Source organism: Streptomyces sp. NPDC033270 (genome assembly GCF_055576575.1).
The window spans coordinates 132,741-146,376 of record NZ_JBVIRA010000014.1; the positions used below are offsets into that span (position 1 = coordinate 132,741).

12 protein-coding genes are annotated in these 13,636 nt (G+C 73.8%); 7 read left to right on the plus strand and 5 right to left on the minus strand.

Features of this window, described 5'->3' with window-relative positions; genetic code table 11:
• The first annotated feature begins 254 nt into the window (after positions 1 to 254).
• Positions 255 to 1,277: a lytic polysaccharide monooxygenase auxiliary activity family 9 protein gene (locus ACZ5XZ_RS20825; protein ID WP_468980059.1), complete on the plus strand. Its 1,023-nt coding sequence runs from the start codon at positions 255 to 257 to the stop codon at positions 1,275 to 1,277.
• Positions 1,278 to 1,366: 89 nt separating this feature from the next.
• On the opposite strand, the gene ACZ5XZ_RS20830 is transcribed toward ACZ5XZ_RS20825, so the two are convergent.
• Entirely contained in the window at positions 1,367 to 1,822 is a 456-nt protein-coding gene (locus ACZ5XZ_RS20830) for an Lrp/AsnC family transcriptional regulator (protein WP_384435860.1), read from the minus strand.
• Between the two features lie 80 nt (positions 1,823 to 1,902).
• Here ACZ5XZ_RS20830 and ACZ5XZ_RS20835 point away from each other — a divergent pair, with 80 nt between their 5' ends.
• Positions 1,903 to 3,186 (plus strand): APC family permease, encoded by a 1,284-nt coding sequence (locus ACZ5XZ_RS20835; RefSeq protein ID WP_468980062.1) that lies wholly within the window; start codon positions 1,903 to 1,905, stop codon positions 3,184 to 3,186.
• Between the two features lie 109 nt (positions 3,187 to 3,295).
• On the opposite strand, the gene ACZ5XZ_RS20840 is transcribed toward ACZ5XZ_RS20835, so the two are convergent.
• Positions 3,296 to 3,778, minus strand: a complete 483-nt coding sequence (locus ACZ5XZ_RS20840; RefSeq protein ID WP_468980063.1) for an SRPBCC family protein — start codon at positions 3,776 to 3,778, stop codon at positions 3,296 to 3,298.
• 145 nt (positions 3,779 to 3,923) lie between these two features.
• Between ACZ5XZ_RS20840 and ACZ5XZ_RS20845 the strand changes: the two genes are divergently transcribed.
• Complete coding sequence (locus ACZ5XZ_RS20845; protein ID WP_468980064.1) at positions 3,924 to 4,508, plus strand: TetR/AcrR family transcriptional regulator; 585 nt, start codon at positions 3,924 to 3,926, stop codon at positions 4,506 to 4,508.
• Positions 4,509 to 4,576: 68 nt separating this feature from the next.
• Here ACZ5XZ_RS20845 and ACZ5XZ_RS20850 read toward each other — a convergent pair whose 3' ends face one another.
• Complete coding sequence (locus tag ACZ5XZ_RS20850) at positions 4,577 to 5,425, minus strand: esterase/lipase family protein (RefSeq protein WP_468980065.1); 849 nt, start codon at positions 5,423 to 5,425, stop codon at positions 4,577 to 4,579.
• 306 nt (positions 5,426 to 5,731) lie between these two features.
• Here ACZ5XZ_RS20850 and ACZ5XZ_RS20855 point away from each other — a divergent pair, with 306 nt between their 5' ends.
• The gene (locus tag ACZ5XZ_RS20855; RefSeq protein WP_468980067.1) at positions 5,732 to 6,379 is read left to right on the plus strand and encodes a pyridoxamine 5'-phosphate oxidase family protein; all 648 of its coding nucleotides are present in this window, start codon (positions 5,732 to 5,734) and stop codon (positions 6,377 to 6,379) included.
• Here the strand turns inward: ACZ5XZ_RS20855 and ACZ5XZ_RS20860 are convergent.
• On the minus strand, positions 6,370 to 7,419 hold the full coding sequence (locus ACZ5XZ_RS20860) for a DNA polymerase Y family protein (protein WP_468980068.1): 1,050 nt from the start codon (positions 7,417 to 7,419) through the stop codon (positions 6,370 to 6,372). The genes ACZ5XZ_RS20855 and ACZ5XZ_RS20860 overlap by 10 nt on opposite strands.
• Positions 7,416 to 10,997 carry a DNA polymerase III subunit alpha gene (locus ACZ5XZ_RS20865; RefSeq protein ID WP_468980070.1) on the minus strand — a complete coding sequence of 1,194 codons (3,582 nt, stop codon included), beginning with the start codon at positions 10,995 to 10,997 and terminating at the stop codon, positions 7,416 to 7,418. Before ACZ5XZ_RS20865 ends, ACZ5XZ_RS20860 begins: the two co-directional genes overlap by 4 nt.
• A 222-nt stretch (positions 10,998 to 11,219) precedes the next feature.
• On the opposite strand from ACZ5XZ_RS20865, the gene ACZ5XZ_RS20870 reads away from it, so the two are divergent.
• The 3 genes from ACZ5XZ_RS20870 (at position 11,220) to ACZ5XZ_RS20880 (ending at position 13,527) form a co-directional block, all read left to right on the plus strand.
• Positions 11,220 to 12,269 (plus strand): DUF3533 domain-containing protein, encoded by a 1,050-nt coding sequence (locus tag ACZ5XZ_RS20870; RefSeq protein WP_468980072.1) that lies wholly within the window; start codon positions 11,220 to 11,222, stop codon positions 12,267 to 12,269.
• A 37-nt stretch (positions 12,270 to 12,306) separates the two neighbouring features.
• A complete protein-coding gene (locus ACZ5XZ_RS20875) occupies positions 12,307 to 12,630 on the plus strand; it encodes a nuclear transport factor 2 family protein (RefSeq protein ID WP_468980075.1) in 324 nt (107 codons plus the stop codon).
• A 456-nt stretch (positions 12,631 to 13,086) separates the two neighbouring features.
• Positions 13,087 to 13,527, plus strand: coding sequence for a subtilase-type protease inhibitor (locus ACZ5XZ_RS20880; RefSeq protein WP_468980077.1), 441 nt, complete (start codon positions 13,087 to 13,089; stop codon positions 13,525 to 13,527).
• Positions 13,528 to 13,636: the final 109 nt, after the last annotated feature.

Below are 13,636 nucleotides of genomic sequence, written 5' to 3' on the forward strand. Positions count from 1 at the left end.
TTCGATGCCCGGTTCCTCCCCGCCTTCCTGTGGCCCCGCTTAGCCATGCCTTAAGCCCACCATAAAGATCCTCAGGATCGTCCTTCGGGCCTCAAATCCGCTGTTCAGCGGGGCTAGCGTGCTTCTCGCAAGGCGGCGTTGCGGGTCGTCGGCGCCGTACTCCGGGGGGCGGCGCGGGCGCACGCATCCCGACCCCCCACCACATCGCCGCCCCTTGCCCCCTCTCGACGCAACGGATGAAGGAGACCCCCACGATGACCGCTCGTCGCAAGGCCACCGGGATCGCGCTGGTCGGTATCGCCCCGCTCGCGCTCACCGTCCTGACCGCGAGCCCGGCGGCCGCGCACGGTTCGATGTCGGATCCGGTCAGCCGGGTCTTCGCCTGCTACGCGGAGGGGCCGGAGAGCCCGCGGTCCGCGGCGTGCAAGGCCGCCGTGCAGGCCGGTGGGGCGCAGGCGTTCTACGACTGGAACGGGGTCCGGGACGGCAACGCCGGCGGCAAGTCGAAGGAGAAGATCCCCGACGGCAAGCTCTGCAGCGGCGGCGACGCCGCGTTCAAGGGCCTGGACCTGCCGCGCGCCGACTGGCCGTCCTCCAAGATGCGGGCCGGCAAGCACACGTTCCACTACAAGGCCACCGCCCCGCACAGGGGCTCCTTCGAGCTGTACCTCACCAAGGCCGGCTATGACCCGACCAAGCCGCTGAAGTGGTCGGACCTGGAGGCGAAGCCCTTCGCGAAGGTGACCGACCCGACGCTGACCAACGGGGAGTACGTCTTCGACGGAAAGGTGCCGGCGCGGTCCGGGCGCCATCTGATCTACAGCATCTGGCAGCGGTCGGACAGCCCCGAGGCGTTCTACACCTGCTCCGACGTGGTCTTCGGGAAGGACAAGGCCGGCTCCGGGGGCTCCGCCGCGGCGCCCGCGCCGACCGCCTCCGCGCCGACGGACACCCAGATCGCCGCGGGCGCCGAGAAGGCGTCGGCGGATCTGCGCCAGCACAGCCACCAGGGGGCCGGCGCGGGCGGCCACGACCACGCGGCACCCCAGGCCGGCGCCGACCGGCCGGCACTCGCCGGAGACAACGGCGCCGCGCACGACGGCAACGCCGCACGGCCCGACGGGGGCACCAAGCCGCTCGCCGGGCAGCGGCTGGCCGAGACCGGTGGTGACGGCTCGACCGCCCCGATAGCCATCGGCGGCGCGGCGGTGCTGGCCGCGGGCGCCGGGGTGCTGTTCGCCACCTCCCGCCGCCGGGCCGCCCGCCACCGCGGCTGACCCGGCCCCGTACCCCGGCATCCGGCCCCTCCGGGGAAGCGACGCCGCCCCTCGTGGACCGGGGGCGGCGTCGCGCCGTTGCGGTCCGTTCAGGGCAGCGGTTCGATGATGTCGTTGGCGACGTGCTGGTAGATGAAGGAGCTGCGGCAGTCGACGACTTCGCGGCGCTTGAAGACCTGGTCCATCAGCAGGGTGTGCAGCCGGTCGACGTCCGGGACGGCGACATGGACCAGGAAGTCGTCGCCGCCCGCGACGACGTAGACGCTGAGCACTTCGGGCAGCGAGGTCAGAAAGGTCTTGAAGCGCTCGATGACCTCGCGGTTCATGGGGCGGATGCGGATGGTGAGCAGCGCCTGTACGGGGCGGTTGAGGGCGCGCAGGTCCACCCTGGCGCGGTAGCCGGTGATCACGCCGCGGGCGCGCAGCGCTCGGACCCGCTCCAGGCAGGTGGAGGGCGCGATGTTGAGCATGCGGGCCAGCTCGCGGTTGGTCTGCCGTGCATCGCGCTGCAGTTCGCGGACAATCGCCGAATCAATGTCGTCCATGGGAACCATGGTGGCCCAGCTGCCGAATTTCGTTCGGCCGGAGACCATATCGATCAACCAGACGGTTACCTTCTGCGACTGTGACCGTACAAGAAACATCCCTTGCCGCCCCTGAACGGGCGGATATACGGCGGCTGGGCATCGGCAGCGGTACCGCGTTGTGTGCCGGTGCGGTGCTCGGCCCCGGTGTCCTGACCCTGCCGTCCCTGGCCGCCGCCGCGGCCGGCCCCGCCTCGATCCTGGCGTGGGTGGTGCTGCTGGCGATGTGTGTGCCGGTGGCCGCCTCCTTCGCGGCGCTCGGGGCGCGGTTCCCCGACGGCGGGGGCGTGGCCACGTATGTGCACCGGGCGATCGGGCCGCGGGCCGCGGCCGTGGTGGGGTGGTGGTTCTACGGCGCGGTGCCGATCGGCGTCGTCTCGGCGGCCTGGATCGGCGGGAAGTACGTGGCCGACGCGGCCGGTTGGGGGGAGGCGGGGGCGTATGCCGTCGCCGGCGCGGTGCTGGCGGGGTCGCTGGTCTCCAACGCGGTCGGGCTGCGGATGTCGGGCCGGGTCCAGCTGCTGCTGGGCGGGCTGCTGGCGGCGGTGCTGCTGTGCACGGTACTGACCGCCGCGCCGCAGATGTCCGCCGCGCACTTCACACCGTTCCTGCCCGGCGGCTGGCCGTCGGTCGGGGCGGCGGCCTCGGTGCTGTTCTTCGCGTTCGCCGGCTGGGAGGCGGCCAGCCATCTGTCGGGCGAGTTCGCCGATCCGCGGCGCGACCTGCCGCGGGTGACGCGCCGTACGCTGCTCGTCATCACCGTGCTCTACCTGGGGCTCGCGGTGGTCACGATCGGTGTGCTGGGCCCGGCGGCGGCCGACACCGACACCCCGCTGACCGAACTGCTCGCCCGGAGCGTGGGCTCCGCCGCCCGCCCGGTGGCCGCCGCGGCCGCGCTCTTCCTCACCTTCGGGGCGGTCAACTCGTACCTGGCCGGGGCCTCCCGGCTCGGTGCGGCGCTGGGCCGGGACGGCGCGGCGCCGCGCCTGCTGGCCAAGGGCGGTGCGCCGGGCGAGGTGCCGCGGCGCTCGCTCGCGGTGCTGGGCGGGACGGCCGTGGCGGTGGGGGCGGCGGCCGGATGGGGCGGCGCCGATCTGGACCTGCTGATGAGGGCCACCGCCACCTGCCTGGCGGCGGTGACCCTCGCCGGACTGGCCGCCGCGCTGGTGCTGCTGCCGCGCCGCACTCCCCTGTGGTGCGGCGTGGTGGCCAGCTCGCTGCTGACCGCGGCGGTCCTGGCCTTCTCCGGATGGCTGCTGGTGATCCCGGCGGTGCTCGCGTGCGCCGCCTGCGGTTTTCTGACGCTGCGCCGGGGCCTGCGCTAGGCCCTGGCCCCCTCGGACAACCCTTAGGCGACGTCCGGTGGGTCGCGGTCGGGGCCCGGCCGCGACCCACCGGACGGGCCCGCGGAGCGGTTCCCGCGCGGCGTCGGGGTCACCGGCTCAGGCGGCGCAGCAGGCGGGTGTAGCCGTTCCAGCGGGCGGGCCGGGCGACGGTGCCCGTGCAGGCCCGCTCGGCGCCGTCCAGGCTGTCCTCCAGGACGGCGTCGTGGAAGTGCCGGTAGGCCAGCGGCCAGGTGAGCCGGGCGAGGCCGTGGGCGCGCATGGCGAGGGTGTGGCGCAGCAGGGTGCGGTCCGGTGCGAGCGGATGGACGGTGTATTCGTGGAAGCCGTCGAAGCCGCGCGGCCCGCTGAAGGTGAAGCGCACCCACCGGCCCGGTTCGTACGCCGCCACGGTGTAGCGGACCGGGCCGTGGCCGCCGGCCACTCCCGGCGCCAGCGGCCCGTCGAGCAGCATCGGGGGCCAGTCGCCGCGCGGCCAGAGGCGGTCGCCGTCGCCGGACAGGCCGTCGATCAGCAGGCCGGCCTCGGCCGCGGGCACCGGCAGCTCCCGCTCGTGCACGTTGTAGACGCCCATGGGCGCAGACCTTTCCGGTCTCCCCGTCCGCCGTTCCGGCACCGCGGGCGCGTCGGCACGCTGCGCCGGCGCGTTGCCGCGAGAGGTTTCAGAGAGACCTTTCTAGAGAGTGTCCTCTAATATAGTGGAGAGTACCCTCTAGAACATGGCCAGGCCACCTCGTTTCGAGACCCCGCAGCTGCTCGACGCCGCCGTACGACTGGCGGCCGAGTCCGGGCCCGCGGGCGTGACCATGTCCGCGGTCGCGGCGGCCGTCGGCGCGACCAGCGGGTCGCTCTACCACCGCTTCGCCGGCCGCTCGGCGCTGCTGGCCGAGGTGTGGCTGCGGACCGTCGAGGGCTTTCAACAGGGGTACTTCAAGGCCCTGGAGTCGTCGAACGACCCGCGCGCCGGAGGCCGGGCGGCCGCCCGGCACGTCGTGGCCTGGAGCCGCGCCCATCCGCAGGAGGCCGCGCTGCTGCTGTACGGCGCCCATGAATTCGGGCGGGACGACTGGTCGGACGACCATCTGCGGCGCGCGAACGAGGGGAACATGCGGGTGCGGGCCTCTTTGGCGGCGCTCGCGGGCGCACTGGGCGTCCACGGCACCGAGAGTCTGGACCGGGTGTCACTCGCCGTCGTCGATGTGCCGCTGTCGCTGGTACGCCGTCATCTGCGCGGCGGAACGCCGCTGCCGCCGCACGCCGAGGAGTTGGCGGAGGAGTGCGCCGAGGCGCTGCTGGACTTCTGAGACCGGCGCCTCCGGCGCCACCGGAGAGGACGGCCCGGCCCGCGGGTGGCAGGCCGGGCCGGCTCCGGTCAGCCGGAGAGGCAGGTGGTCGGGGTCGCGTGCGCCGGGTCGAGGGCGTTGGCCGTCTCGTGGAAGGCGAGGCGGTCGCCGAGCCCGATGGCCAGATGCTCGGAGAGGTCGGCCGGACACAGGTCCTGGAGCAGGACGTTGCGCACGTCGGGGCCGTCGAGGAAGCCGCTCCGGTAGGGCGTGACGACCTCGTCGTACTTCGTCGCGATCACGGTGTAGTGCACCCCGGGGACGGTGTCGCCGCCCTCGTTGAGGCGGTTGAGGACCTCGGAGCCGACGATCTGGTCGGTCAGACCAGGGGTCAGCCCTTCGAGGTGGCCCTTGGCGCCGGGGAACAGGTCCAGCAGCCGGGTCAGGCCGTCCAGGTCGGTGCCGTGGTTGTCGGGAGCCAGTCCGACCAGCGCGTTCACCTTCTTCGCGCCACCGTGGAACTTCAGGTACACCCGGGGCATCATGCCGCCCTGCGAGTGGCCGACCAGATCGGTCCTGCTCGCCCCGGTGGCGGCCAGCACCCGGTCGACGTACGAGGCGAGCTGCCGGGCGGAGGCGTCCACCGGGCCCAGGCCGTGGAAGAGCGGGACGCCGGGCAACTGGCCGTAGTCCAGGGAGAAGACGCAGTAGCCGCGGGCCACCAAGTAGGGCGCGAGGCCGAGCCAGTTGTCGACGGAGTTGCCGAACGTGCCGTGTACCAGGATCACCGGCCGGGGGTGGGCGGCGGAGGGCTTGCAGGAGTAGTTGTTCCAGCCGCTGCTGACGGTGGGGGCGGCAGCGGCCGGGGCGGTGGTGACGCCGAGGGCCAGGGCGAGGGCGGGGAGGAGGGTGAGCGTTCGTGACCAGCGCAGCTTCATACGATGCTCCTTGCGGGGGTGAGGGGACTCCGAAGTGCTCCGTGAGCCGTTCACCTGCGATCCGGATCGCAAGGGCCAACGCAGTTGACTGGCAAGTAAGTTACGGCCGAGTAAGCAGGGTGTACCAGCGGTGTGACGGTGAAGGAAACAACACGCAATCTTCACCGTATGCCCAGATCGTCCGGCGGCGGGTTCCCTCCCGCGCCGTGTCCTGCGCCTCACTCCTGTGCCGCGGCGGTGCGGCTGTCAGTCCCGTCGCCTACAGTCGGTAATGCCTTGACCAAGGAGTGAACGGGGGGTGCGCACATGGAGACCGCACGGACGGCGGATCCGGCCGGGATCGAGGAGGTCTCGTCGGAGGAGGAACTGCGCGAACTGATCGGCGAGCCCACGTCCCACGCCGCTCACAAGACCCGCCATCGGCTGCACGACCTCGACCGCGAGTGGCTGGCGCGCTCGCCGTTCTGCATGATGGCCACCGCGGACGCGCGGGGCTGGTGCGACGTCTCCCCCAAGGGCGACCCCGCGGGCTTCACCCATGTCCTGGACGACACCACCTTGGTGATCCCGGACCGCCCCGGCAACAGGCGCGCGGACGGCTTCTTGAACATCCTGGCCAATCCCCGGGTCGGGCTGAACTACCTCGTTCCGGGGCGCGGTGACACCCTGCGCATCAACGGCCGCGCCCGGCTGCTGCGGGACGCCCCGTTCTTCGACGCGCTGACAGTCAAGGGCCACCGCCCGCGGCTGGCGCTGCTGGTGGAGGTGGAGGAGGTCTTCTACCACTGCTCCAAGGCCCTGCTGCGCGCGCAGCTGTGGAAGCCGGAGACCTGGCAGCCGGACGCGCTGCCCTCGCGGGCCCGGATCGTCAGGAGCCTTGAGGACCAGGACAGATCCCTGGAGGAGCTGATGGAGCACTACGGCCCGCGGTATGCGGAGCGGCTCTACGACTGAGGCCGGTGGCCGGCTCCGCCGAGGGTGGCCGCGGGACGCACGGCACCGGTGCCGAAGCGCGCCCTGGCCCGGTCGGCGGCCGCCTCGATGCGGTGCGCCTTGTCGTCGGACGGGTCGAAGGTCAGCTGGTGGGCGGCGAGTTCGGCGCGGCAGAGGTCCTCGGCGCGCAGTGCCACGGACCGCACCCGGGCCCGCTGCAGCCCGAGCGCGGCGTGCAGCGCGTAGGCCGCCCCGGTCAGCGCGGGCCCGTGAGCGGTCGGCTCGTCCAGCCGCCGGGTGCGGGTCGTCGTGGAGCGGTCGGCGTAGCGGACGGTGAGGGTGAGCGCGCGGGCCACCTGCCCGCTCGCGCGCATCCGGGCCCCGAGGCCGTCGGCGAGCGAGAGCAGCGCCCGGCGGCGCCTGGCCGGATCCAGCTCGTCGTGGACGAAGCGGTGTTCGGCGCCCATCGAGCGGGCCGCGGCATTGGGCACGACCGGTGTCGGATCGATGCCACGGGCTCGTTCGTACACCATCCGGCCGGTCTTCGCACCGAGGATCCGCTGCAGGGTCGCGGGCGGTGCGGCGGCGATCCGGCCGACGCTGTCGAGCCCGTACGCGGACAGGGCGCGCGCGGTCGCCGGGCCGACGCCGAGCAGCGCGGACGCCGGCCGGCGGTCGAGGAAGGCCGCGACGGCCGCGGCGTCGTCGGGGACGACCCGGATCTGCCCGGGCGCCGCCCCCTGGGCCGCCATCCGGGCGAGCAGCGGGTTGGCGGCGATCCCGATCGTGCAGCGCACACCGTGCCAGGCCAGCGCGCGCAGCCGGATCAGCTCGGCGATACCCGCCGCGTCCCGGTCGAAGTAGCGCAGCGCGCCGCGGACGTCCGCCAGCGCGGCGTCCGGCGGCAGCGCCTCGATCATCGGGGTGAACTGCGCCAGCAGTGCCAGCAGCCGCTCGAACTCCGCGGCGCCGACGGGGGCGTCGCCGGCGGCCCCGAACCGTACATGGAGCATGCCCGGCGGCCGCGCGGCGCCGGGGGGCTCCAGACCGGGGGCGCTCATCCCGCGCTCCCCGGGCTGGAGTGCCACAACTTGCGGCCGGTGGCGGCGCGTTCGCCCGGGGGCTGGAGGTCGGCCCAGGGGTGCAGCTCATAGCCGGTCTCCAGCCGGATGGTGCGGCCCGGGGTGCCGGCGGCCTCGGTCTCCTTGCCGGGTTCCGCGCCGGACTCCTTGTCCGTCCCGGCCGCCGGGGGCGCCCCCTCCCGGACGGGGCGCGGGGGACGGTCCGGCCCCTCGGCGAGCCGGGCGGCGACCGCCTCCAGGCCGCCCTCGTGGCGGAGTTCGGCCAGCTCGGCGAGGTTCCAGGCGGCCGCGCCGACCACGCTGAGGCTGCGCGGCCCGCGCCGCTGGACCGTCCCGCGCACCAGCAGCAGCCAGGAGTGGAAGACGGTGTGGGCGCAGGCCTCGTGGCTGTCCTCGAAGAAGGCGCAGTCGACCAGCCCCGTGCTGTCGTCGAGGGTGGTGAAGATGACCCGGTGGCCGGAGCGGATCGGCGGTGTCTGGGTGGCCGCCTTGGCGCCGGCCACCAACACCGTCTCGCCGTGCCCGGCGCTTTGCAGCAGCCGGGCCGGCAGCGCGCCCAGCTCCGCGAGGAACTCCTGGTGGTCGGCCATCAGATGGCGGGAGGCGTCCATCCCGAGGACGCCCAGCTCGGCGCTGAGCCGTTCGACGTCGTCGAGGTCGGGCAGCCCCACCGGCTGGACCGGATCGGCCTCCCCCACGCTCCCGGCTCCGCCCGCAGTGGCCCCCGTCTCCTGCCCCATGCTCAGCGTCAGCTGGCCGCCGGACGCCTGCCGTCCGTGATGGTGCAGCTCGGCGACGTACAGCAGCAGATCGCGGCGGTTGGCGCCGAAGGCGTCCAACGCGCCCACCCGGGCGAGGCGTTCGGCCACCGGGCGGGACGGCCGGGCCCGCTGCCACAGGTCCTGCAGGGAGCGGTAGGGCTGCCCGGCCGCGATCCGATGCGCCTCGGCCTCGCTCATGCCGTGGACGTCACCGAGGGCGAGCCGCAGTCCCCAGACACCGCGGGAACCCTCTACACCGGACACCAGTTCGATCCGGTGGGCGACCGCCGAACGGTTCACGTCCAGCGGCAGCACCGGCACCCCGCGCCGCCGCGCGTCCGCCAGCAGCAGCCGCTTGGGATACATCCCCGGGTCATGGGTGAGCAGCCCGGCGTAGAAGGCCGCGGGGTGGTGCGCCTTGAGCCAGGCGGACTGGTAGGTGGGCACCGCGAAGGCCACCGCATGCGCCTTGCAGAAGCCGTACGAACCGAAGGCCTCGACGATCTCCCAGGTGCGGGCGATCACCTCGGGGGCGTACCCGCGCCGCTCGGCGCACCGGGCGAACCAGGCGCTCACCCGGCCCCGCAGCTCCGGATCCGACAGCGCGCGCCGCTTCTCGTCCGCCTCGTCCCGCGCGCAGCCCGTCATGATCCGCAGCATCTCGATGATCTGCTCGTGGAAGACCACCACCCCGTAGGTCTCGCGCAGCGGTTCCTCCAGGTCGGGGTGCGGATAGCGGACGGGCTTGCGGCCGTGCCGGGCCTCGACGAAGGGCCGCACCATGTCGGCGGCGACCGGCCCCGGGCGGAACAGGGAGATGTCGACGACCAGGTCGTGGAAGGTGGCCGGCTGCAGCCGTCCGATCAGGTCGCGCTGGCCCGGCGACTCGATCTGGAAGCAGCCCAGGGTCTCGGTCGAGCGGATCAGGTCGTAGGTGGCCGGGTCGCCGGGCGGCACCTGCGCGGGGTCGTCGAGGTCGAGCCGGCGCCCCGTGGCCCGGCCGATCTCGGCGACCGCGTGCGCCATCGCGGACTGCATCCGCACGCCCAGCACATCGAGCTTGAGCAGCCCCATCTCCTCCACGTCGTCCTTGTCGAACTGCGACATCGCAAAGCCCTCGCCGCTGGTGGGCACGACGGGCGTGCGGTCCAGCAGCGTGGCGTCGGAGAGCAGCACCCCGCACGGGTGCATGGCGATCCCGCGCGGCAGCGCGTCCAGCGCCTCGACCAGCCGCCACAGCCGTTCGGTGCCGGCCTCCCGCACCCCGCGCAGCTCCGGCAGCTCCGCCAGCGCCGCCCGGGCGTCGCGGGCGCGGATGTGCGGGAAGGCCTTGGCGAGCCGGTCCACCCGCGCCGGGTCCATGCCCAGGGCGGCGCCCACGTCCCGTACGGCGTGCCGTACGCGGTAGGTCTCGGGCATCGAGACCGTCGCGACCCGCTCCGCGCCGAAGCGGTCGAAGATCGCGCGGTAGACCTCCAGCCGGCGGGCGGACTCCACGTCGATGTCGATGTCCGGCAGCGCCGCCCGCCGTTCGGACAGGAAGCGCTCCATCAGCAGCCCGTGCGCGACCGGGTCGGCGTGTGCGATGCCCAGGAGGTGGTTGACCAGGGAGCCGGCGCCGGACCCGCGGGCCGCGACCCGGATGCCCCGCTCCCGTATGTCGTCCACGACCCGAGCGACCGTCAGGAAGTACGAGGGGTAGCCGAGCCGTTCGATCGTGCGCAGTTCGTCGTGGAGCCGCGCCCAGCGCCCGCGGTCGCGGTCGTAGCCGTGCAGCACCATGCCGGCGGCGCAGCGCGAGCGCAGCACCCGGGCGGCGGTGCGGTGCTCCGCGCCCACCAGCCGGGGCTCGGGGAAGTGGATCCGGCCGAGCCCGATGTCGTCCTGCGGGTCCACCAGGCACTCGCCCGCGGTCTCCTCGGTCATGGCGAGCAGGCGGTGCGCCAGGCCGCGCCGGAAGCCGGCCGCCTCGGCGACCCGTTCGGCGACGCGGCTCATCGCGGCGGTGTCCTTGAGCCAGCGCTCGCCGCCGTCGAGGGCCTCGGGGCGGCGCGGGTCCACCGGCACCAGGCGGCGGGCGGAGTCCAGGACGTCGGCCACCGGGCCCTGGCCGGGGTCGGCGTAGCGGACCGCGTTGGTCAGCACGGCGCGGACGCCCTGGTCGACGGCGAAGCCGAGGGTGCGGGCGGCCAGCCGCGAGGAGCCGGGGCCGCCGCCGGACCGGCCGTGGTCGACGACCTCCAGGCGCAGCGCCTGGCCGTACAGCTCCCGCCAGGGGGTGATGAGCCGGGCGGCGCGGTCCGGGCGGCCGGCGGCCAGCGCCCGGCCGACCTCGGAGTCCGGTCCCAGCAGCACGGTCAGTCCGGCCGAGGCGGACTCCAGGGCGCTCCAGGGGAGGACGGGCTGCTCGGCCCGGCCCGCGTGGGCGGCCGAAACCAGCCGGCACAGGGCGGCCCAGCCGGCCGCTCCGTCGCGGGCCAGGAAGACGGCGCGGGCGGCGGACTCGTCGAGGAAGGCGCCGCCGCGCACCGGGGTGCGCCGTCGCGCGGTGGCCGCGGCGGCCGCGGGGTCCGGTACGCGCTCCGCCACGGCGAGTTCACTGCCGAACAGCGGGCGGATGCCGGCCTCGGCGGCGGCCTTGGCGAAGCGTACGGCGCCGGAGAGCCCGTCCCGGTCGGTCAGCGCGAGGGCGTCCATACCGCGCTCGGCGGCGCGCTCGGCGAGCCGCTCCGGATGGGAGGCGCCGTAGCGCAGGGAGAACCCCGAAGCGGTGTGCAGATGCGTGAACCCGGGCATCCACACCTCCTGCACCTCATCCGCCCCCCGGCCGACCCTGTGTCCCTCGTTCCTCCTCTCCACCATAACCCGGACATCGAACATTCGTACGAACGCCACGCCGGGGCCGCCTCCCGCCGTCCGCCGATCAGCCCCACCCGGTCTGCGCACCCTCGCCGCCCACCGGAAGATGAAGGAGCAAAAGCCTCATAACGGCGGCACAGGTGTGGCGAGGAGCGACGCATGCCCACGACGGAGGACCGCACCCGCACCACCTTCCTCGGGGAGGTGAAGAGCGCGGTGACACCGCACGCCTCGCTGCTGGTGCTCGGCGTCCTGGGCCTGATGATCGCGTTCATCGCGTCCTACGCCGGAGCCTTCCACCGGCCCAAGCCGGTCGACGTGCCGTTCGCCGTGGTCGCTCCCCCGCCCGCCGCCGGACAGCTGGTGCGCAAACTGGACCGCCTGCCCGGCTCACCGCTGGACCCGCGCACGGCGGCGTCCGAACGCGCGGCGCGGCGCCAGATCGAGGACCGGACGATCGACGGCGCACTGATCGTCGACCCGCGCGGCAGCAGCGACCGGCTCCTGGTGGCGAGCGGCGGCGGCGCCTCCCTCTCCCAGGCGGTCGAGCTGGTCGTCCGCGCGGCCGAGAAGGCCGAGCGGCGCACCGTACGCACGGTGGACGTGGCCCCCACCGACCGGGACGACGCCCGCAGCCTGTCGTCCTTCTACCTCGTCGTCGGCTGGTGCGTCGGCGGCTATCTGTGCGCCGCGATCCTCGCGATCAGCGCCGGGGCGCGCCCCTCCAACGGGCACCGGGCGGTCATCCGGCTGGCCGCGCTGGCCGTGTACGCGATCGCCGCCGGGCTGGCCGGCACGATCGTCGTCGGACCCGTCCTGGGCGCACTGCCCGGCACCTTCTTCGGACTGTGGGGCCTGGGCGCACTGGTCGTCTTCGCGGTCGGCGCCACCACCCTGGCCTGCCAGGCCCTGCTGGGCATCGTCGGCATCGGCCTGGCGATCCTGCTGATCGTCATCCTCGGCAACCCGAGCGCGGGCGGCGCCTACCCCTACCCCCTGCTGCCCCCGTTCTGGCGGGCCATCGGCCCCGCCCTCCCGCCGGGCGCGGGCACCTGGACGGCGCGTTCGCTCGCCTACTTCCGCGGCGCGGCGGTGACCTGCCCCCTGCTGGTGCTCTCCGCCTGGGCGGTGGCCGGCACCGCGCTCACCCTGATCCTCTCCGTCTTCCGCAAGCCCGGACGAAAGCCCGCCACCCCGCCCAGGGCCTGACCCATCGGACAGGCCCTGAGAACCAAGGAGCCCCGCCATGACCATCCCCGCCGACCAGCTGTCCGACCCCGCGGTGCGCGCCCTGGTCACCGCCCTCAACAGCAACGACGAGCAGGCGTTCTTCGCCGCGCTCACGCCCGACGCGACGATGTCCGACGACGGCTCCGACCGGGATCTGCGGCAGTGGTCCGACCGGGAGATCTTCGGGTCGCGCGGACACATGGACGTGGAGTCGGAGTCGGACGGCGGGCGGTCCTTGGTGGCGAACTACCGCAACGACACCTGGGGGGCGATGCGTACGCGCTGGTCGTTCACGGTGGCGGACGGCAAGGTGAGCCGCTTCGAGACCGGGCAGGCCTGAGGGCGGGCACGGGCGGGCGGCGCCGCCCGGACGGGGAGCCGACCCGGATCGGGGACGGGTGAGACGGCACCGGCCCGAGAGGTAAGCCGGCCCCGGGCGGGGCGCCTCTTACCCCGGCCGGCGGGCCGGGCTGCCCGGAGGCCGCCTCCGGCCCTCCTCTTCGGCCAATCGACGGAGATCGAAACCCTCCCGAACGACCGGTCGGCGGCCGGATTCCTCCCTTCCGGCCACGAACGGCTCATGCCACGAGCATGACGGGCGGGGCATCCCCGCTGGCCGCACACCGGGCAACCCGCCCCCCTTCGTCCACCTCCGACTCGTTTGCGCCATTACCCTCAGCTTTCATTCAACGACTCAAAGCGATCGCCTGATGCACGATCAGGGTGCTTTTCGGTGCGCGGTTGGGCCAGACTCCGGTCCGGCATCTACACCTTCGAGCACAAGGGAGTGTTCTTCATGCGGTACATCACTGGGGCGGTCGCGTTCGGCGCGGCGCTGGTTCTGGGCACGCTTGCCACCACCGCACAGGCCGTCGCCGCCCCGGCGCAGCCCGCGCGGTCCGGTGGGCTCTACGCGCCGTCCGAACTGGTGCTGACCGTCGGTCAGGGCGAAAGCCGCGCGACCGCCACGGTGCAGCGCGCGGTGACGCTCAGCTGTACGCCGGTGGCGACCGGCAGCCACCCGGCCCCGAAGGCCGCCTGCACCCAACTGCGTGCGGTGGCCGGCGACTTCGGCGCGGTGACCAACACCACGTCGGGGCGGATGTGCACCAAGGAGTGGGCACCGATAGTGGTCACCGCGGACGGCGTGTGGCAGGGCAAGCGAGTGTCGTACACCTACACCTTCGCCAACTCCTGTGCGATGAACGCCGGCAGTGGCTCGGTCTTCGTGTTCTGACCGATGCGGCCCAGGCCCCGGGCGTCGGACGGCGACGCCCGGGGAGGGCGCCGGGAACCGCAGAAAAAGGAGGGTGTGTCGGGTTCCCTTCGTCCCTCTGTGGCCCGGT

What these genes read in the sequence shown, in the direction of transcription:
- ACZ5XZ_RS20825 (WP_468980059.1), top strand. Translation starts at nt 255, where the DNA reads ATGACCGCTCGTCGCAAGGCCACCGGGATCGCGCTGGTCGGTATCGCC.
- ACZ5XZ_RS20830 (WP_384435860.1), bottom strand. Translation starts at nt 1,822, where the DNA reads ATGGACGACATTGATTCGGCGATTGTCCGCGAACTGCAGCGCGATGCA.
- ACZ5XZ_RS20840 (WP_468980063.1), bottom strand. Translation starts at nt 3,778, where the DNA reads ATGGGCGTCTACAACGTGCACGAGCGGGAGCTGCCGGTGCCCGCGGCC.
- ACZ5XZ_RS20845 (WP_468980064.1), top strand. Translation starts at nt 3,924, where the DNA reads ATGGCCAGGCCACCTCGTTTCGAGACCCCGCAGCTGCTCGACGCCGCC.
- ACZ5XZ_RS20850 (WP_468980065.1), bottom strand. Translation starts at nt 5,425, where the DNA reads ATGAAGCTGCGCTGGTCACGAACGCTCACCCTCCTCCCCGCCCTCGCC.
- ACZ5XZ_RS20855 (WP_468980067.1), top strand. Translation starts at nt 5,732, where the DNA reads ATGGAGACCGCACGGACGGCGGATCCGGCCGGGATCGAGGAGGTCTCG.
- ACZ5XZ_RS20860 (WP_468980068.1), bottom strand. Translation starts at nt 7,419, where the DNA reads ATGAGCGCCCCCGGTCTGGAGCCCCCCGGCGCCGCGCGGCCGCCGGGC.
- ACZ5XZ_RS20865 (WP_468980070.1), bottom strand. Translation starts at nt 10,997, where the DNA reads ATGCCCGGGTTCACGCATCTGCACACCGCTTCGGGGTTCTCCCTGCGC.
- ACZ5XZ_RS20870 (WP_468980072.1), top strand. Translation starts at nt 11,220, where the DNA reads ATGCCCACGACGGAGGACCGCACCCGCACCACCTTCCTCGGGGAGGTG.
- ACZ5XZ_RS20875 (WP_468980075.1), top strand. Translation starts at nt 12,307, where the DNA reads ATGACCATCCCCGCCGACCAGCTGTCCGACCCCGCGGTGCGCGCCCTG.
- ACZ5XZ_RS20880 (WP_468980077.1), top strand. Translation starts at nt 13,087, where the DNA reads ATGCGGTACATCACTGGGGCGGTCGCGTTCGGCGCGGCGCTGGTTCTG.